15 protein-coding genes are annotated in these 19,264 nt (G+C 56.7%); 11 read left to right on the top strand and 4 right to left on the bottom strand.

Annotated features, from left to right (window positions below):
* Nucleotides 1-25: 25 nt before the first annotated feature.
* The 6 genes from Pla52o_RS22685 to Pla52o_RS22660 all read left to right on the top strand — a co-directional run bounded on the left by Pla52o_RS22685 (nt 26) and on the right by Pla52o_RS22660 (nt 6,837).
* Entirely contained in the window at nt 26-1,336 is a 1,311-nt protein-coding gene (locus tag Pla52o_RS22685) for a beta-ketoacyl-[acyl-carrier-protein] synthase family protein (RefSeq protein WP_146596921.1), read from the top strand.
* Nucleotides 1,337-1,557: 221 nt separating this feature from the next.
* Nucleotides 1,558-2,493, top strand: coding sequence for a sugar phosphate isomerase/epimerase family protein (locus tag Pla52o_RS22680; RefSeq protein WP_146596920.1), 936 nt, complete (start codon nt 1,558-1,560; stop codon nt 2,491-2,493).
* Nucleotides 2,494-2,506: 13 nt separating this feature from the next.
* A complete protein-coding gene (gene rsmH, locus Pla52o_RS22675; RefSeq protein ID WP_146596919.1) occupies nt 2,507-3,475 on the top strand; it encodes a 16S rRNA (cytosine(1402)-N(4))-methyltransferase RsmH in 969 nt (322 codons plus the stop codon).
* Between the two features lie 460 nt (nt 3,476-3,935).
* Complete coding sequence (locus Pla52o_RS22670; RefSeq protein WP_146596918.1) at nt 3,936-4,460, top strand: HEAT repeat domain-containing protein; 525 nt, start codon at nt 3,936-3,938, stop codon at nt 4,458-4,460.
* A gap of 94 nt (nt 4,461-4,554) precedes the next feature.
* Nucleotides 4,555-5,709 (top strand): endonuclease/exonuclease/phosphatase family protein, encoded by a 1,155-nt coding sequence (locus tag Pla52o_RS22665; protein WP_146596917.1) that lies wholly within the window; start codon nt 4,555-4,557, stop codon nt 5,707-5,709.
* Nucleotides 5,710-5,871: 162 nt separating this feature from the next.
* Nucleotides 5,872-6,837, top strand: coding sequence for a lysophospholipid acyltransferase family protein (locus tag Pla52o_RS22660; RefSeq protein WP_146596916.1), 966 nt, complete (start codon nt 5,872-5,874; stop codon nt 6,835-6,837).
* A gap of 125 nt (nt 6,838-6,962) precedes the next feature.
* Here Pla52o_RS22660 and Pla52o_RS22655 read toward each other — a convergent pair whose 3' ends face one another.
* The gene (locus tag Pla52o_RS22655; protein WP_197169443.1) at nt 6,963-8,225 is read right to left on the bottom strand and encodes an HD-GYP domain-containing protein; all 1,263 of its coding nucleotides are present in this window, start codon (nt 8,223-8,225) and stop codon (nt 6,963-6,965) included.
* 359 nt (nt 8,226-8,584) lie between these two features.
* Between Pla52o_RS22655 and lhgO the strand changes: the two genes are divergently transcribed.
* The 4 genes from lhgO (at nt 8,585) to Pla52o_RS22635 (ending at nt 12,824) form a co-directional block, all read left to right on the top strand.
* Nucleotides 8,585-9,853, top strand: coding sequence for an L-2-hydroxyglutarate oxidase (gene lhgO, locus Pla52o_RS22650; RefSeq protein ID WP_146596914.1), 1,269 nt, complete (start codon nt 8,585-8,587; stop codon nt 9,851-9,853).
* 266 nt (nt 9,854-10,119) lie between these two features.
* Nucleotides 10,120-11,025: a 4-hydroxy-tetrahydrodipicolinate synthase gene (dapA, locus tag Pla52o_RS22645; RefSeq protein ID WP_146596980.1), complete on the top strand. Its 906-nt coding sequence runs from the start codon at nt 10,120-10,122 to the stop codon at nt 11,023-11,025.
* A 597-nt stretch (nt 11,026-11,622) separates the two neighbouring features.
* Nucleotides 11,623-12,606, top strand: a complete 984-nt coding sequence (locus tag Pla52o_RS22640) for a D-2-hydroxyacid dehydrogenase (protein ID WP_146596913.1) — start codon at nt 11,623-11,625, stop codon at nt 12,604-12,606.
* On the top strand, nt 12,603-12,824 hold the full coding sequence (locus Pla52o_RS22635) for a hypothetical protein (RefSeq protein ID WP_146596912.1): 222 nt from the start codon (nt 12,603-12,605) through the stop codon (nt 12,822-12,824). Before Pla52o_RS22640 ends, Pla52o_RS22635 begins: the two co-directional genes overlap by 4 nt.
* 1,313 nt (nt 12,825-14,137) lie before the next feature.
* Here the strand turns inward: Pla52o_RS22635 and Pla52o_RS22630 are convergent.
* The gene (locus tag Pla52o_RS22630; RefSeq protein ID WP_146596911.1) at nt 14,138-14,632 is read right to left on the bottom strand and encodes a 6-pyruvoyl trahydropterin synthase family protein; all 495 of its coding nucleotides are present in this window, start codon (nt 14,630-14,632) and stop codon (nt 14,138-14,140) included.
* 648 nt (nt 14,633-15,280) lie between these two features.
* Here Pla52o_RS22630 and Pla52o_RS22625 point away from each other — a divergent pair.
* Nucleotides 15,281-15,985 carry a hypothetical protein gene (locus tag Pla52o_RS22625; protein ID WP_146596910.1) on the top strand — a complete coding sequence of 235 codons (705 nt, stop codon included), beginning with the start codon at nt 15,281-15,283 and terminating at the stop codon, nt 15,983-15,985.
* 242 nt (nt 15,986-16,227) lie between these two features.
* Here Pla52o_RS22625 and lepA read toward each other — a convergent pair whose 3' ends face one another.
* Together lepA and Pla52o_RS22615 are read right to left on the bottom strand one after the other, a co-directional pair.
* A complete protein-coding gene (gene lepA, locus Pla52o_RS22620; RefSeq protein ID WP_146596909.1) occupies nt 16,228-18,024 on the bottom strand; it encodes a translation elongation factor 4 in 1,797 nt (598 codons plus the stop codon).
* Between the two features lie 139 nt (nt 18,025-18,163).
* Nucleotides 18,164-19,030, bottom strand: coding sequence for a lipid II:glycine glycyltransferase FemX (locus tag Pla52o_RS22615; RefSeq protein WP_197169442.1), 867 nt, complete (start codon nt 19,028-19,030; stop codon nt 18,164-18,166).
* Nucleotides 19,031-19,264: the final 234 nt, after the last annotated feature.

The raw sequence follows: 19,264 nt of genomic DNA, 5'->3' as shown, positions 1-19,264 counted from the left end.
CGACCGGTTTGGTCGCAAACCCTCCATGGATAGAACCCCCTCACGTCGCGTTGTGATCACTGGTCGCGGTGTCGTCAGTCCTCTCGGAATCGATTCTTCCACGATGTTGTCGGCTTTGCGAGCAGGCACGAGTGGTGTTCGACCTTTCACACAATTGCCGCTTGGGGTGCTCAGTGTGGATCATGGGGCGGAGGCAATCGAGTTCACGGGCGATATTTCGAACTACGGACCGTTGGACAAAGCCCTGCAGCGAACGATTCGCAAAGGCAGCAAGGTGATGTGCCGCGAAATCGAAATGGGCGTCGCGGTGGCGCAGTTGGCGCTGCATGATTCCGCGCTCAGCGAAGACAAACGCGTTCCCGAGCGAGTCGGTGTGGTCTACGGCAGTGATTACATCATGTCGTTGCCGGAAGAGTTTTCCGCTGGGATTCTCAAATGCATGGACGAGGACGGCACCTTCGATTTTGACAAATGGGGCAGCACGGGCAAACCGCAAGTCAATCCGTTGTGGTTGTTGAAGTACTTGCCAAACATGCCGGCCAGTCACATTGCGATTTATAACAATCTTCGCGGCCCCAACAATTCGATCACCGTTCGCGAAGCGAGTGGCGGTGCGGCGTTGGGCGAAGCCGTCTCGACGATCGAGCGTGGGCATGCCGATGCATTGGTCGTCGGCGCGACCGGATCTCGAGTCCATCCGCTGCGAACGCTGCATGCGTCGCTGCAAGAAAAACTCGCTAAAGACACCGAGGATCCTGCAACGATGAGTCGCCCCTTTGACGCGTCACGCGATGGCAGCGTCGTTGGCGAAGGAGCCGCAGCGATCGTTTGCGAGTCGCTTGAGCATGCCGAAGCGCGGGGGGCGACAATCTTAGGCGAGGTCGTCGGCTACAGCAGCAGTGCAGTCGGTTCCCAAGCGGGCGATGATTTTATCCGGATCGCCGTTCGAAACGTGCTCAAGGGAGCACTCGGCAAGGCCGATCCCAAGTCGGTCGGTCACATTCACGCCCATGGACTTGGCACCGTCCAGAGCGACCGTTGCGAGGCCGAGGCGATTGCCGAGGTTTTCGGTGCCCCCTCGGAACAACCACCGGTGACGACCGCGAAGGGCCATTTTGGCAATTTGGGTGCGGGAGGATCGATGGTCGAGATCGTCGCCAGCCTCGATGCACTTGGCGGCGAATTGTTTCCGATCTTGAATTGCGGAAAACTCGATCCGGCATGCCCGATCAACGCATGTGTCGATTCGGGCGTCCCTGCGGGCAACGAGTTCATCAGCGTGAACGTCACTCCCCAAGGTCAAGCTTCGGCCGTCCGCATTCGCCGTTTCGCCTAGCCGGGTCGCATCAACCGGTTCATTGGCCGGAGTGTTACGGACACGCAACGTTCTCGGCAAACTCTCCCTGTGACGGTCAAACCGGTGATTCAACCGGGATGGGAACCGCGATGCCGGTGAATTTCAATCGCAACCGCTATCTTGTTCCTGCGAGCGGTTGGTTCGTCTACAATGGCGGACTCTACTATTGAATCTCACCTTTGCCGGGATAACAACGACTGATGAATAAACCCACTCTGTTTCCACGACGTCAGATCCTTCAACTTGGTGCTGCGTCGGTTGCCGGTTTGGCGATGATGCGAACCTCGGCCGTGGATGCCGCCCCCGCTGCGGGCAAACCATGGCTGCGAAAAACTCTGAAAATCGGCATGATCGGTGTCAAAGGTTCGCTTGCCGATAAATTTGCCGCGGCTAAAGAAGCGGGGTTTGAGGGTGTCGAACTTAACGCTCCTGGATTTAACGTCGAGGAGGCCAACGCGGCTGCCAAGGCCACCGGTTTGATCATTGATGGCACCGTGGGATCGGACCACTGGGGCGTCCGGCATACCGATCCCGATCCCGAAGTTCGAGCGAAAGCACTCGTAAGCCTTCGTAAAGGAATCGAACAAACCGCGGCGGTCGGTGCCGATACGATGTTGTTGGTCCCAGGTCGTGGAAGCGACGGAACCGCCGACGAGGTCTTCAAGCGAGCGCTGGACAACATCAGCCAAGCCCTTCCCGATGCGGAAAAGCACGGTGTTTCGATCTTGATGGAGAACGTTTGGAACGAAATGTTCTACGATGTCGACGGCGGCACCGAGCAAACCGCCGATGCATTTGCCGCGTTCATCGACGCCTTCGATTCGCCGTGGGTCGGTGCCCAATTCGACATCGGCAACCACTGGCGGTTCGGCGATCCTGCGGGATGGGTTCGTACGCTCGATCAGCGAATCAAGAAGCTAGACATCAAGGGATTCTCTCGCGAGACTGGCAAGTTCACCAAAATCACCGAAGGCGACATCGATTGGCCAAGTGTGAAGAAGGCACTTCGCGACATCAAATTCACCGGTTGGTTGGCTGCGGAAGTCGGCGGGGGAGATTTGGAGCGTTTGAAGGAAGTCAGCCGTAATTTAGACAAGGCGCTGCAATGCAGTGAATCGGTTCCGAGTGTTGGATAGTTCAAGCGAGCCCATGAAAACGACTGAGAACGGCATCGGCGAAACGAACGTGGATGAAATCGACGCGAACGAAATTGATGCGAACGAAATCGACACGTGCCATGTTTCGGTGATGCCCGACGAAGTCGTTTATTGGGTGGCCGATCCGACCGTAGCCGAAACGCCAACGAAGATCGTTGTCGATGGAACCTACGGTGGCGGAGGTCACTCGCGATTGTTGCTCGAGGCGTTGCCGGCCGATGACGTGCGCGTGATCGGCCTGGACCGCGACCCCGCAGTCAGTGCGCGGGTCTCCAGCGAAACGCACGATCCTCGGTTGACCGTGTTTCTGGCCAGCTATGAACAAGTGCCCAAGGCGCTCGACCAATTCGATCTCACCGCCGCTGACGCGTTGGTTTTAGATCTCGGTTTATCGAGTGACCAATTGGCCGACCGCGAACGTGGGTTTAGCTACACGGTGGATGGACCGCTCGATTTGCGGTTTGATCCTGAGAATGGCGTGCCGGCAAGTCGTTGGTTGGCGATGCACGATGAAAAACAGATCGCCGATGCGATTTACCAATACGGTGAAGAGCGTTTTAGCCGCCGGATTGCCCGGGCGATTGTGGCTAAGCAACGCGAGCGTCAACCGATCAGCACGGTGAACGAGTTGGTCGAGATTTGCCGTCGCTGTGTCCCGCGTAGCCGCAATCATGACATTCACCCCGCCACGCGAACGTTCCAGGCACTGCGCATCGCGGTCAACGACGAGCTTGGCATTCTCGAGCGAACGCTCCGTGATGCACCGAATTGGATCGCACCGGGCGGCCGGATGGTGATCATCAGCTTCCATTCGCTCGAAGACCGGATCGTCAAAAACGCGTTTCGCGAGGACGATCGTTGGGAGATCTTGACTAAGAAGCCGCTACGGCCAACGGAATCCGAGGTGGCGCATAACGCACGTAGCCGAAGTGCGAAATTGCGAGTCGCCCGTCGGCGATAACCGCGGTTTTCTCTTTTGACCGTCCCTTGGCCACGGGCCTTAAAATCGGAGCAACGCGGTTCACGCGTGCGCCGCTAACGCTCTGTTGCACGGTTAAAATTTCCCCGGCCTCGTTGCCATTGACGCCAACGGCGTTCAACCACCGAGAGCATCGTTAGATAGGGCGTAGGCCGGTTCCAGCCGGCCGGATTGTGGTTGGCCGGATTCTTGCGTCCTTCCGCTAAGCAATGCGATTCCGCTGGGGCGATGGTGGTTGGGATTCGCTTAGCACCGTCGCAGATCTTGTTGCATGCATTTCTGCGGTTCGGGAACTTGATCTTGTGTGAAACTGAGATTTTTTGCTACCTCGGACGCAGCATGCTGGTGAAGCAAGTGTTTTCGGGCACCGGACGCTAACGCAGGCTGTCCTACGTGAGGGGCCGACTGCACAGTGGCAATGTGCTTCACAAACCGATTAACGATGACGGCAAGGGATGGCAAGGCGATGATGGCAAAATCGGATTGGGCCGCGGGCTTAGCGAGCCAACGCGTCGAAGACAAAATTGCGACCTTGCGAACGCTGGCCAATCAGGACGCCGTTACCGGTCTGGCGGTGGCGTGCATCAAGCTTGTCGTCGACTCGGATGAAGAGGTTCGGATGTGGGCCGCCGAAGCGTTGCAGCGTTCGGTTTTGCCAGACGTGGACGACGTTGAAACGCTCGCCGAATTGGTGCTTTATCCGAACGATGGCGAGATCCCCTATTGGGCTGCGACGATGCTGGGCCGTTTGCAATCTGAAGCGGTTGGCGGCGTCGAGGCGTTGCAGCATTGTTTGTTGAATTCAAATTACTTGCCGGCGCGAGAACGCGCCGCATGGGCGTTAGCCCAAATCGGCCCCGCGGCTGCGAACGCAATCGGATCGCTCGAAAAGGCGGCCCCGACGGCTCCGCCACGATTGAAGCAATTGGTGCGTGAAGCGATCCAAGCGATCGGAAACGCGGCGTAGAGACGCGTCGGTTTCGTGATGATCGCGGAGCGATCAACGACGATCACAGAGCGATCAACGACAAACGAGAGCAACCATCGGCAAGGAGGCCGGGATGGGCTTACTAAAGAATCTACTTCCCAGTCTGCTCCAGAGCAGCCGATCGCGATCACGCAAAAAATCGGGCTCCGGTGCGCGCTCCGTCTCTAGCTACATTCCGTTCTCTCGCTGGCTGGGCCCGTCGATCAGTGTGTTGGGGATTGTCGGGGCAGTGTTCCTCGTCATCACCGGACGCGTCGACCTTGCCTCGCTGGATCGTTTAACGACGAGTGAAGCGGCTTCCACTGCGACCGACGGGATGCCCGTTCAACCGATCACGCTTAAGCAGCTTGGGGAGCGGTCACCGATGACGATCCGGTTGGCGAGCTTCAACATCCAAATGTTCGGCGACAAGAAATCTTCGACACGAATGCGCGATGGCGTCGACGTGATGGCCACGCTCGCCCAAATCGTCAGCCAATTTGATTTGGTTGCCATCCAAGAGGTACGCGGCGGAAACAGCGTTCCCGTTGAACGGTTGGTTCAATTGATCAATACGTCTGGGGCACGCTACACCGCCACGGTCAGCCCGCCCATCGGCCGAACGTCGCAAACCGAATGTTATGCGTTCGTTTGGGACGAGACTCGCATTGAAATGGTTCGCGACAGCGGCTACGTCGTGCAGGACACCGCCGATCGAATGCACCGCGAACCGATGGTGGCTTCGTTTCGTGCCTTGGCCGTTCCACGCGCTGGACACGACCCGTTCAGTTTTACGTTGATCAACGCCCACACCGATCCGGATGAAGTGACGGCAATGGCGACCAGCAACGAGATCAACGTTCTCGACGACGTTTTTGTGCGTGTTCGGCAATACGAGTACGATCGGCTAGGCGAAGAGGACTGTATCTTGCTGGGCGATTTGAACGTCGACGCCGACAACCTTCAAGAATTGGCCATGATCCCCAATGTGTTTTCCATTGCCGGTAACACGCCGACCAATACGCGTCGCACAAAGACTTATGACCACATTCTCATCGACGGACAAATGACGCGGGAATACACAGGGAGATTCGGCGTGATTGATTTGCAAAGTGACCTCGGTTTGAGTGAAACGCAAGCGTTATTGGTCAGCGATCACATGCCGCTTTGGGCCGAGTTCAGCGCTTACGAGATCCCTCAAACGCCTGCGGTCGCGGCGCGGCCCGAAGCGGTCCCGATGATGCGTTAGCCGATGCGGGCATCCTTGTTTTTAGTGCCGTCTGCGGCATGACGGCGCCGAGGGCATTGGGCTCGCGTCATCCGCTCACTAATATATCGCATGGGGGCAACCGCCCGAAATGCGTTCTTCCAACGACATTGCCTTGATCCTTGACGAACGGACTCGCTTGCTGTGAAACAAACTCTCGGTCGCATTCGCACCTTGATCATCGACTTTGCGGCCTACACGGTCGTTCGATTGTTGGTTGCCGTGATCCAGACATTGCCCTTGGACATGGGGAAATCGTTTGCCACGGCAGTCGCATGGCTCGCCTCCGGTCCGCTCCAAATTCGCCGTACCGCGACTGACGAGAACCTCCGTCGCGTGTTTCCTGATGCAGACGAACGCGAACGCACCGCATTGTCTCAAGCGATGTGGCAGCATTTGATCCTGATGGTTTGCGAGATCGCTTGGGCGCAGCGGCGATTGCACCTGACGAACTGGAGCGAATACCTGACGTTCCGCGACAACCGATTGATGCTAAAGGCGCTGTTGAGTAAACGACCGATGGTGGGGGTGACCGGTCACTTTGGCAACTTCGAAATTGGCGGCTATGCGCTTGGCTTGATGGGGTTTAGTACCACCACCATCGCCCGCAAATTGGACAACCCGTTCTTGCACCGCTGGGTGGAGCGGTTCCGTGGCGCCAAAGGCCAAGTGATGGTCGACAAAGAAGGTTGTGCACCGCTAATTGATCAACATTTGCAAAACGGCGGCGTGCTGTCGCTGCTGGCCGATCAACATGCCGGCGACAAAGGGTGTTGGTTGCCGTTTCTCGGCGTACCTGCGTCCAGCCATAAAGCATTGGCGTTGTTCTCTCTCAGTTCCAACGCCCCGATGTTGGTTAGTTTTACGATTCGGGCCGATGGCGAGCCGATGAAGTTTGTATCGGGATGCGTTGGCGTGGCGGATCCACAAAATGATCATGCCGGGGTGTGCCAATCCGTGACGACATTGACTCAGTGGTACAACGAACGGTTGGCCGTGGCCATCGACATGGCACTCGAGCAATATTGGTGGTTGCACCGGCGCTGGCGACAACCGCCCGAACGTGTGGCAAGGCGGTTAGCTAAAGAAGCGGCCAAACAGGCCGCCTAACGCGCATTTTGAAAAATCAGGTAGGCACTGGGAAAGTAGCTACGTTTGCCAGAACGTGCTCCGCCGCGAACGCGACGATAGCGACATCAATGGGAAAGAGGCTCTAGGACGGCGCTGAACGGCGGTTACACGGGGACAAAATTCTCAGCCGGGTTCCACTTGATCGACATCATTTGCGACGCGGTGATCGCCATCTGGTTCATCTTGGGCGCCGATACCGGACGAATGATTCGATTCTCCGAGTTATCCTCGTGAACCCGTACGCCGTCTTCACGCAATAAAGTGGGACAGGCGTAACTATGAGGGGAGCGGCGGATGATGGTCGCTCGACTTCCCGAACGTAATTCAACGTGGCTGCCCAGCGGGTACAATGACTCGGTATTCAATAGGGCGCGGACAACATCGGGATCGAAAATACGCCGAGTTGCTTGATGTAAGATCATGCCAATTGCACTGTGCGGCAAAATCCCAGCTCGATTCTTCGATGGCGTGATCAGTTGGATGTAAGCATCCACCACATTCAAGATTCGTGCATACAGATGTGTTCGGGGGCCACGTAACCCACGTGGGTAGCCTGAACCGTCATATTGCTCGTGGACTTGCTGAACCGCGACACGTACTGAGGCCGGCGTTTCCGGGATCGCTGCAATGCAATCGAGCGCGATGATGGGATGTTTCTCGTACTCCCAGCGCTCGGAATCACTCAACGTTTGAGTCGGATCGCGGAACTTTGGGTCGAGCAGGTAGAGGCCGATATCGTGAAGCAAACCGGTCAAACCAATTTCCAACGACGTGGGGGCGTCGAGTCCCATTTCGATCGCGATTGCCATGCCCATCACGGCAAGTTGTACCGAGCGATTCTCCAGCCCAAGGTCTTCGCTGGCGGAACCGATCACTCCAACGGTTTGGTCGAAATCTTCGATAATCGACCTGGCGAATTCATCCGAGGTCATGTTGAGTGAGGATGTCGAATCGAAGTCACGCGTTTGCAACGCCCGGTTGATCTGGTCGAAGCGAGCTTTCGCAGTCGCTACCCCTTGTTTCAAGCGGGCGGTCCGTGCGTCGCAGAGCGGTTCGTCCGAGCGGTCCGTTAGCAGATCTTTCAGCGAGATCGATTCATCCCATTCCCCAGTGAAACGAGGCATTTCACTGGCAATTTCCGCTTGGCTGACACGGCCTCGCTGCGTTCCGGTCAACTCCGCGAGATCTCTCGGTTCGATCGCAATCGTGTCCGTTCCTTGGTCACGAAGCTGGGCCAAAACCGCCGGCGTGATGTGGGTTCCCGACCCTAACAGCATGACGCCGTTGTGATCGAGTATCGGATAACCGCACGTGGCGCCGACTCGCAATCGTTCGACGGGTAGCTCAATTGAATCTGGACGTGACATTTGCCCCTCATGTCCCAAAAACTTCATTCATGACAAAGCACGCATACGACGTGACAACGATCGGCGGATAATGCCGCTCGCTTTCACCAGCGACAAAATGAAGTACAATTTCCGCCGCGCTGTAGTGCATCGATGGAAACCTACGTCGGCTTTCGTCGACATCACAGCGCGGAAGACTCTGGTACCGTCGGTTTGCGGTTTCCCGCACTCGTTTGCGAGTACTCGTCCCGCCCAAGCGACTCGAGCGATTCCGATTGTGGGGATCGATCCGATAATTTTGAATCGACCACCATTCCGCAACGAGGCATCGTAGAATGACGTCTCGTCCCGATGGATCCCTTCTCATTGCAGCGCGTTTCATGAATTCTCCGAGATCGAATGCTCCAAACACGCTTCCTACCAACCCGGACGTCGTGATCATTGGTGGGGGGATCGTTGGTTTAGCGACGGCGTTGACCCTGATGAGACGCAATCGGTCGCTGTCGATTTGCGTTGTCGAAGCCGAATCTCATGTGGCGGCGCATCAAAGTGGCCACAATTCAGGTGTCTTGCACTCCGGGATCTACTACAAACCGGGCTCCGTCAAAGCGATCACCTGTCGCACAGGCAAAGCGATGATGGAAGCCTTTTGTGACGAGCACCACATTCCCTGGGACCGCTGTGGCAAGGTCGTCGTCGCTACCAATGCGAGTGAGGTCGAGCGATTGGAAGCGATCGCCCAACGAGCGACCGCTAACGGAGTCTCCTTTGATCGCATCGACACCGACACGCTGCGGAAACTCGAGCCCGCCGTCGCGGGAATCGCAGCGCTGCACGTGCCCGAGACCGGAATCGTCAACTACGCGACCGTTTGCGAGGCGATGCGGAGCGAGGTCCTCCGCGGCGGGAACAACGTCGTGTTGTCTTTCAAAGTCACGAAAATTGAAACGTTTGCCGACTCGTTGGCGATCATTGATGATCAAGACCGCACGATTCATTGCGGGCGAATGATCAATTGTGCGGGATTGCAGAGTGACCGCATCCTGCGATTGGCTGGTGCGGAGCCCACGGTCAAAATTGTGCCGTTTCGCGGTGAATACTACGAATTGGTGCCCCGCAGCGAACACCTGTGCCGCAATTTGATCTATCCCGTTCCCGATCCCTCCTTTCCATTCCTAGGAGTCCATTTTACCCGCATGATCGATGGCGGCGTGGAGTGCGGTCCCAACGCCGTGCTAGCGCTATCGCGGCATGGCTACGATTGGCGAACCTTCAATTCCCGTGATTTCATTGAAACGCTCGGTTATGGCGGTTTTCGCAAACTGGCACGTACCTATTGGCGCACCGGACTCGGCGAGATTCATCGCTCGCTCCGCAAAGCCGCGTTCGTTTCGGCACTGCAAAAATTGATTCCCTCAATCCGGGCCGCCGATTTGAAAACAGGACGCAGCGGCGTGCGAGCTCAAGCGGTCACGCCCGCAGGCAGCCTGGTCGATGATTTTTTGATTCACTCGACGCAGCACGCCATTCATGTGCTCAACGCCCCCTCGCCCGCCGCCACCGCCTCGTTGGCGATCGCCGCCCAGATCCTAGATCGGTTCGATTCGATCGACGGGAAAGAAGTCTCCCTCCCGGGCGTGGTGCGCTAGCGGCGGCTTTGGGAGGGGAAATCAATGTTTTCCTCCCTTTCTCGACGGAGGCCCTCGCTTTCTCACGCCAGACCCTCGCTTTCTCACGACGGAGACGTCTGGCCTAGAACGCCCTCGACCGCAACTCGGGTTGCCAATCCAATTGAGACGCTTGACGAATCAGGGCTAGAAACACTAGGTTTTCGGCATATCCGAAGCCGATGACGTGTTTGATCGGCTCCGTCTACCCTTCACTCCAAAACCGCGATTCCAACATGACTTTTGAGATCCGCCCACGAAAGGGATCTGATTTTGCTGGCCTTTCGGTCGCGATTGTCACCCCCTTCACCGATGGTGAGGTGAATTACCCGCGTCTGAGAGAGCAGGTCGAATTCCAAATCGAAGCCGGCACTCGCTGTATCGTTCCCGTTGGAACGACGGGCGAATCGCCCACGCTTTCACATGACGAACACGAAAAGGTGATCGCCGAAGTGATCCAGTGCGTTGCGGGGCGTGCAAAAGTTATGGCCGGTACCGGTAGCAATAGCACCGCCGAAGCTTTGCGTTTGACCAAGCGTGCGGCCGCCGAAGGGGCCGACGCGACATTGCAAGTGGCGCCGTACTACAACAAGCCAACCCAAGAAGGGTTTTACCAACACTTCAAAGCGGTTGCCGAAGCGGTCGAGATTCCGGTTTGTGTCTACAACATTCCCGGTCGCTGTGGCAAAGAGATTGAGGTCGAAACGATCCAACGCCTCGCGGACGTTCCCGGCATCACCATGGTCAAAGAAGCGACCGGCAAATTGGACCAGTGCTCGGCAATCGTCGGGACGACCGACTTGACCGTTCTGAGTGGGGACGATTCGTTGACGTTGCCGATGATGAGCGTGGGTGCGGAAGGAATTGTCTCGGTGGTCGGAAACTTGGTGCCACGCGATATGATTGAATTGGTCGAAGCCGCCGCCGCAGGCGACTTAGCCAAAGCAATGCGCATGCATCACAAGTTGTTTGCGTTGTGCCAAAACATGCTCGGCTTGTCGACCAACCCGATTCCGTTGAAAGCTGCCATGATGATGGTAGGACGCGACTCAGGCGAGTTGCGATTGCCAATGACGACGCTCGATGCGTCCTCGATGCAGAAGTTGCAAGAGACGTTGTTCGCCTACGGCATGAACTCGGCTCTCGCAAAATAAGCGGATCGGTGCTGCGTTGCCGTGTTCCTCCCAGCTCGCATGCATGGCGATGGCGTAAGATTTCCTTTCGTGCGCCCGTCGCGGCGTGACTTTTGTGCACTCCGTCGCAGCGTGAATCGACTCGCTGTGCTTAGCGGGGCGTGGTCGCTGGCGCCGGGGGGCGGGGTCGCTGGGGGCGGGGGGCGTGCGCACGCATCGATGCTGGGTTCTCCGATGCTGGGCTGCTCCGGTGTTGGGCCTCTCCTGTGTGCCGGTCACGTGTCGCAGCGTGACTCGGACGCCATCGTTTGCGCAGCGGCTGTACCGCTTTTCCCTTTTGCTCTTTTCCTCCGCAAACCGGCGGGGGGAACGCCCGTTGAGAGGACGACGCGAAAGGGCACCTTTGTGCGGTGCTGCGGGGAAGTTAAGTTCTTAGTGGCCATGTTGTTCAAGGGTCCCAAAGGCCGCCCAAACGTCTGCTATCCGTCACGCCTGCTCCGCGATCCGTCACCACACGGCACTCGTTGCGAACGGAGACGCGAATGGGGGAATTTCCCGCCGCAGGCGGTTCATTGTTAACGCTCTCTAAGCCACCTTTCCTTTCAAGTAACCATAGCCATGCGAATCGTTCTTTGTTTTCCGGTGACCGAAAAGCACATCCAACAAATTCAAGACGCAGCGCCGGAGGCGGAGATCGTCAACGCAGGGCAAGAGCGGATCGATGAATGTTTGCCCACCGCCGATATCTTTATCGGACATGCCAAAGTTCCAGTGGATTGGCAACGAGTGCTCGATGCAAAACGTTTGCAGTGGATCCAATCCTCCGCCGCGGGGTTAGATCACTGCTTGGTGCCTGGCGTGATTGATTCGGAGATCCCTGTCAGCAGCGCTTCGGGATTGTTTGCGCCCCAGGTGGCCGAACAAACCTTTGCATTGCTGTTCGGTTTACTGCGTTCGCTGCCGCTGTTTTTCCGGGCCGAAGCGAAACGTGATTTCACGCGATTGCCGACCGATGATTTGCGAGGCAAAACGGTCGGCATCGTTGGTCTCGGTGGTAATGGCCGGATGATCGCGCGCATGTTGGCACCGTGGGACGTGCGGATCGTGGCGACGGATTATTACCCAGTGGAAAAACCAGACGAAGTCGATGTGCTTTGGCCGGCGGATCGTTTGGATGACTTGTTGGCGGTCAGCGATATTGTGATTTTAACGCTGCCGCTAAACGCCGGAACGCTCGGTTTGTTTGACGCACAACGCATTGCGAAAATGCGACCGGGCAGCTACTTGATCAATGTGGCCCGTGGAAGCGTTGTCCAGGAATCGGCATTGGTGGACGCCTTGGCCAGCGGTCATCTGGCCGGCGCGGGGCTGGATGTAACCGAGGTCGAGCCATTAGCTGAAACCAGTCCGTTATGGGACGATCCCAAGGTGATCATCACGCCACATGTGGGAGCCCAATCGTATCGCCGAGTCGATGACACCGTTGATTTGGTGTGCGTGAACTTGAAGCGATTCCAGCAAGGGAAATCACCTTATAACTTGGTCGACAAGTCGTTAGGGTTTCCGCATCCGACGGTGGTTTGGCAAGGAGAAACCGAGTGAGCAGCCCCCGAGGAGTACGCGAGTGCCAAGCCGTGCTTCACTGTCCGGCCGATGGCGGCATCAAGCGTGCCGTGCCTAGCCCGATCGCGCTGCCGGAAGTCGACAGGGACGCGTTTGTTGATGAGTTCCAACGCGTTTATGCGTCTCTGGGTTGGACCATTGAAATGATCAAGACGATCGCCCCAAAATCGGAGCAGGCGAAGAAGGACTCGCGTTAAGTGGTGCGTGAGTCTACGAAAAAATCCTCGACGGCTATCGTGGCAGCCGCCGAGGATTTTGTTGTTTCGATGCTGAACTAGAGCATGTCGCGGTATCGGATGGGATGCGACATCTAGTCGATCATTCTATCCTGCAGTCAAGCAATGACTACCAACCAGCGCCACAGCTTGGCTCAACGCCGCAGGTGGGCTCAACGCAGCAAGGTGCAGCGTCACAGCAGTTGTTGTGCTTGTGGAACAAGCCCTTCAAGAAGCCCTTTACTTTTTGGCCGCAAGTAGGACCACAAGCGGGAGCACATTGTTGCTCGCATCCGCAAGCTGGCTCGATGACTTCGCAACCACAAGCTGGCTCGACGCACGAATCACAGCCGTGATTCTTGTGGAACAAGCGAGACAGAAGGTGAGGGCGTTTGATCTTGAATCCGCTGTCGCAGCAAACGTCCGCTCCGCAAGTTGGCTCTACAGCACAACCGCAAGCGACGGGTGCTTCGCATCCGCAAGCAGGTTCAACGTCACAACAAACACTGTCACAGCCGTTGTTACAAAGTTTGTCGAAAAGGCCGAATGCACTTGCATTGACCGATGAGCTAGCGACGAAGGCAACGGCTAGCAAAGCAGGAATGAATACACGACGCATCGTGGTTATCTCCAAAGATGTTTTAGTTATGGGAAGGTTGAGCTAGCACTGCCGCAAAAAGGGCCAAGTCGCTCCGTTGGATTGACTTGTAGTAGTGCGTAACCCTGGGTTAGCGAAAACCACACACTGTGATCTTCAATAACGTGTGATACGGCAGAGCCAGCGAGAGTGAAATCAATTGTTGTTTCCCTCTCACACAATGAAGTATCGACCCCATTAGTGAACCAGCAGACAAGTTCCTTCAAGAATCCCCCATCCGCTAGCATCCTGGTTGGGAACGTAATGACGGTAGTAGTTAGACGGAAGAGAGGGCCGCACGATCGGCACGTATTTACAAGGAACCCGTCTGTAGAAGTGCATTGCAACCCGCCGAAAAGCGGTGGGACCACCCTCGATGTCTCGATTTCAATCTCCAATCGGGTGGTTTGGGTGCGGCTATGTGGGTGCAGGCGTGATTCGCACCGTCCCCTTTTTACCCGTGCAGGTACTTCCGAAGAGACGGTGACATCGGGGGGAGGTGCTTTCGGTAGGGCAGGTTGGGTGTCCCCACCTAGGTATCTGCCATCGAGACCTTTGGCGTCGCCACCCGATATCGACATGCGTGCCCTGGGGACACGCATTAGTACGTCAGTGACTTACTTCCTACTTCCGATTACCTTCAGTGACGAAGCGAGTCTTAGGCCCACGGCATGCGGCAGACGCCCCATTGGCCAGCGTTCTCATCGACGGCGACTTCCAACCAGGTTAACGCGTCGCCAAACTTCTCACGTGTCGCCCGCATGACACGCTCGGCAATCACCCGGGCGATCTCTTCGGCCGTGGTGTTCACCACCGGCAAGATCACGCAATCCTCATTGGGGAACACCCAGCGGCGATCGCGGAACGTCGCCGTCGTCTCTTTTGCATCGCTGGTAATCTTGATCTCCGCGTGACTCGCCGGCAGGATCACATGGTGATCGAGCTGCGATGTTTCCGCTAAGACCGCATCGCGTAACGCGATGAAATCCACGACGTAGCGGTTTTCATCGAGCGGCCCCTCCACACTGGCACGCACTGCATAGTTGTGTCCGTGCAGTCGTTCACAGATATCGCCCGCGAACGTGATGAAGTGGGCCGCCGAGAAAACAAACTGCTCTTTGCTAACGTCGACTCGGAAGAGGGGCTGGGTCATGGGATGTGCAGGGGCTAGAGAAACGAAGCGGGGGACCATCGGGGTCGGCCGGCCGGTAGACCGGATTCTGGGCTGATTCTACTCGTTCGCTTGGCGACCGCGACCGCCAAGCGGTTTTGCACAGCCAGTGCTGAGCCCGCGACGCTGGCGTGGTTCCAAGATACGATCCATGCGTTGGGTTTCAAAGGTCGTCTCCGTGATCGCCTTTTAGGAAAGGTGGGGGCGATTGGCAACTTAGGGTTCCGGCTTACTCGCAATGCTCGCAAAACCAGGTCCCGGGGCTAGGTTGATTCTCGCCATTGGCGTAAATGAAATGGAAACGAGACCCAAGGGAAACGTAGCGGTGCAAGCAAATCCGGAGTCATGTGCCACGTTTTAACCGCCTAGGCTAACACCATGCGGCTAATTCAGGGAAAAGACGCCTGCCTCGGTACTTCGCAACGAGGAGGCGTGGTTCCACGGCGGGAAAGAAGAAGAGGTAAGCAAACATCTTGGCTTGCTATCGGAGCGAAAAATGAGCTAACTTCGGGCCACCCACCTGGCAGCGCTCAGTGCCGTGCATCCTTGGCAATGACGCGGCGGTGTGTGGCAACGTCGCAATCAGGTCACTCTGCAATCTGGCAACTCGGAAATTTGGGAACGACATCCATGTACTGTGTTCACTGTGGTGCCGAAGGGGCAGCCGCGTTTTGCGCCGAGTGTGGCCAACGTCAAGATCCCATCGTTGGCAAAGACGACTCTCCAACCGAAAGCGTCGACGCGATCATCGAGGCGGTGATGCATTGGACCGAATCGATTCAATACGAAACGGTGCTCGGGAACTCCGACGCGCGAAATCGCATTGCCTTCGTGGCCCGTGACACTCAGCAAGGAGTCACCGGAGAGGACTTATTGGCAGTGTTTGATGCCGTATCGCCGGTCGGGGTGTCGCTGGTCAAACTCAGCAAAGTGATTGTGCCGATCTGCGATAAACTGGGGATCAAGACCGATCGACAAGCACAGCATGCGTTTGTAGCGCCACCCGGACGCGTACTATTGGCGACCTTGTGCGCGATGGCATCCAAGTCGTTGGTGATTGCCGAGGTGCGCCAGGATGTCGAGAAGTGTTACTTGTCCGCAGAGATTCCAGCGACGTTGATCACCCATTGTGGCAAGCTGCAGATCTTGCTCGAAGTCAGAGACGGTTATGTTCAGGTTTCGTTGGCGACAACGATTTCCGCTCAATGGTACGACTGGGGGAAATCAACGCGGTTGATCCGCGAGATTTTCGCAGCGATCGATAACGATTTGAGAGACCAGCAAGCGCAGCAGTTGGCGTCATCTGACTCGGCGAGTTTTCGCCAAGTCGCGTGATCGCTGGTTTTGAAGTGGCGTTATTGGATGGGGATTGGGGGCGAGGACCGCCATTTTTGGGCCCGTCGATTTTGCCAGCCCGTCCATTCTGCTAGCCGGTCCATTTGCCAGCCCGTCCATTTGACAGCCCGTCCATTTGACAAATGACGCGGGATTCAAGCCGTCGCTGCGCTCGCCAGAACGCGGTCCACCGGTTGGCGACGTAGCTGCTCGATCAAATTGAAAATGCGTTAGGCGTCGCGTCAGTCTTTCTCGGCGCGGAGCACCGAGATAAAGGCCTTTTGGGGGATATTGACGCTGCCGAACTGCTTCATCTTGGCTTTGCCCTTCTTTTGTTTTTCGAGCAGTTTGTTTTTCCGAGTGACGTCACCGCCATACAATTTTGCGGTCACATCCTTGCGGAACGGCTGGATCGTCGCGCGGGCAATGATGGTCCCGCCAATTGCACCCTGGATCGGAATCTTGAATTGGTGACGGGGAATGGCTTCGGCAAGTTGTTCGCAATAGTGCAGCGCCCGCGTTCGCGCCTTGTCGCGATGGACCAAATACGAGAGTGCGTCGATCGGTTCCTTGTTGACCAGAATTTCGACTTTCACGACGTCGGTCTTTCGATATTCAATCGGAGCGTAGTCAAACGATCCGTAGCCGCGCGTGATCATCTTGAGTTTGCCGTAGAAATCGAACAGCACTTCGCCGAGCGGCATCTCGCTGGTCACTTCGACTCGTCCGGCCGAGAGATAATTCATCGTTTGGGTCTCCGAACGATGTTCCCGGCACAGTTCCATGATCGGACCGACGTACTCTTCGGGCGTCAGGATCGATGCTTTGATATAGGGTTCGCTGGCCGAGGCGATCTTCATCGGATCGGGCCAATAGCTGGGGTTGTCGACCTCCAGCGTCGTGCCGTCGGTGAGCTCCAGTTTGTATTTCACCGAGGGGGCGGAAATGACCAACCCGATGTCAAACTCGCGCTGCAAACGCTCCTGGATTACATCCAAATGCAACAGCCCGAGGAATCCACAGCGAAATCCAAAGCCGAGGGCTGCTGAACTATCCTTTTCATAGGTCAGCGCGGCGTCGTTGATCGCGAGTTTGTCCAACGCCTTGGTGAGGTTTTGGTACTCGTCGGTGCTCATCGGATAAACCGACGAAAAGACGACTTGGCGGGCTTCTTGGTAACCGGGGATCGGTTCGGCCGCGGGGCGGTCCAGCAACGTGATCGTGTCGCCGATTTCAATGTCTTGAACGCTCTTGACCCCGGCGACGATGTAGCCGACTTCGCCAGCACTGAGCTGCTTTTTGGGATTGAGTTTGAATTGGTTGTAGCCCAGTTCATCCACCTTGAAGTCACGATTCGCATGCATGAAATGGATCGTATCGCGAGGTTTCAGTGTCCCATCCATCACGCGGCACTGCAGAATCACCCCTCGATACTTATCGAAATGGGCGTCGAAGACCAATGCCTTGAGCGGCGCGTCGGGATCCCCTTGAGGGGCAGGTAGATTTTTAACGATACCGGCTAACACATCCTCAATGCCCTCGCCCGTCTTGGCGGAAACCGGGATCGCAGCAAATGGATCGAGTCCCAAATCGGCGTCGATCTCCTCGCGGACTCGGTCGACATCCGCCGCAGGTAGATCGATTTTGTTGATCACCGGCAGCAGCTCCAGATCATATTCGAGCGCTAAGTAGAGGTTGGCCACCGTTTGAGCCTCCACTCCCTGAGAGGCATCGACCACGATCAAGGCGCCGTCGGAAGCCATCAACGAACGCCGCACTTCGTGAGAGAAGTCCACATGGCCTGGGGTGTCGATCAGATTCAGCAGATAGTCTTGCCCGTCCGGGGCAGTGTAATCGAGCGTGACCGTATTGCTTTTGATCGTGATCCCCCGCTCTCGCTCGATATCCATCGAGTCAAGCATTTGGTCATGAAACTCACGTAGCGAAATGCCACCACAGGCTTGGATTAGCCGGTCGGCCAGCGTCGATTTGCCGTGATCGATATGGGCAATAATGCAAAAGTTCCGAATCGGTTTCATGCGTCGCGTTCTTCTCGAAAATGGGCCGGTGCTTCGTTCACCATGGTCAGTCTAGTGAATAAGGCATCTTCCTGACAGGGATTCGGATCCCCGCAGCCAAGGGGCTAAGCCAAGTTAGCTCCTCGGGGCTGCATTCGCTCTATTTTCGATATTCTCGGTACTCGCGGTACGCATCGCGATGGTAGGGGTGGTCCAGTGCGGGGCCAAAATGAAGCTCGCGTCCGCCAAACTTTCTCTTGAAGGCGCTGAAGTCGGCCCAGCGATCATCGGGTTGATCGGCGGGCGCCACGCCGTAGAAGTCGTACCATTTGTGCCCACGTGCTTTGGCATCGAGCATCGCTTCGAAGTGCAATCGATACGGTGCCATCACGCTGCGATGGGACAATCGCGTGCCGCCGTATTTGTAGGTGGCGTAATCACCACAGCGGATCATCAGCATGCCGGCAAGCCGGATCCCTTCGTATTGTGCGAACATTAGCGAACCGCGATCACGTGCAAAGAGCAACTCGGTTAACGTCGCAAAGTAGTTCCGCGAGTGTGCGTCGATCTGTTGTCGCTGCACCGTTTCTTTATAGAGGCCAACAAAGTCCGCGAGGCCCTGCGGCGAGTTATCTTCGACGACGGTGACGCCTTTCTTGCCAGCCAGACGAACGTTGTAGCGGCCTTTGGGTTTCATCTGTTGCAAGATTTCATCGGGGCTCAGGTCAAGGTCGATACAGAGGGTGTCGCGGGGTTCATTGCACATACTCGTCGCCCGGAAACGGGAGACGAAGTTCGGTTGGGTTTGCCAACGAGGTTCGATGCGAAGATGGCTGACCCGGCACGGATCGGCTTGGCGATGCTCATCGATCCGCTCCATCGTCGCCGCGAAGACCTGTTCCGCGGCGTTAGGGTCGGCGGGTAAAACGGGCCCATCGGGGATGTGGTAGTAGCACCGGTGCTTGGCGAAGTAACGCACGTAGACCCTCGCACCACCGATGGGCAGGCCGCCTGCGTCACGAATCATCACTACAAATTGACCCCAGTTACGCGATGCCAGTAGATCGCCCCACCAGGAAAATTGTTTGTAACCAATGTCTGGTCGCGAGGTCTGAAGAAAACGGTCCCATGCGTCACTCTCGCTCGTCAACTCCGAATGTATTTCTGGGGCGGTCGAGCTGGGGACGGTCGAGCTTGCTCTTGCGTTGCCTGTTTCGCTCATTAGGGGGGGCTCGCGATTGGTTGGGGGCCAAAGGGGGAG

Origin of the sequence: Novipirellula galeiformis, assembly GCF_007860095.1 — a bacterium.
In the GTDB taxonomy this organism is placed as follows: domain Bacteria; phylum Planctomycetota; class Planctomycetia; order Pirellulales; family Pirellulaceae; genus Novipirellula; species Novipirellula galeiformis.
The sequence above is the reverse complement of the archived record's forward strand: the minus strand, read 5'-3'. Positions and strand labels throughout refer to the sequence as shown.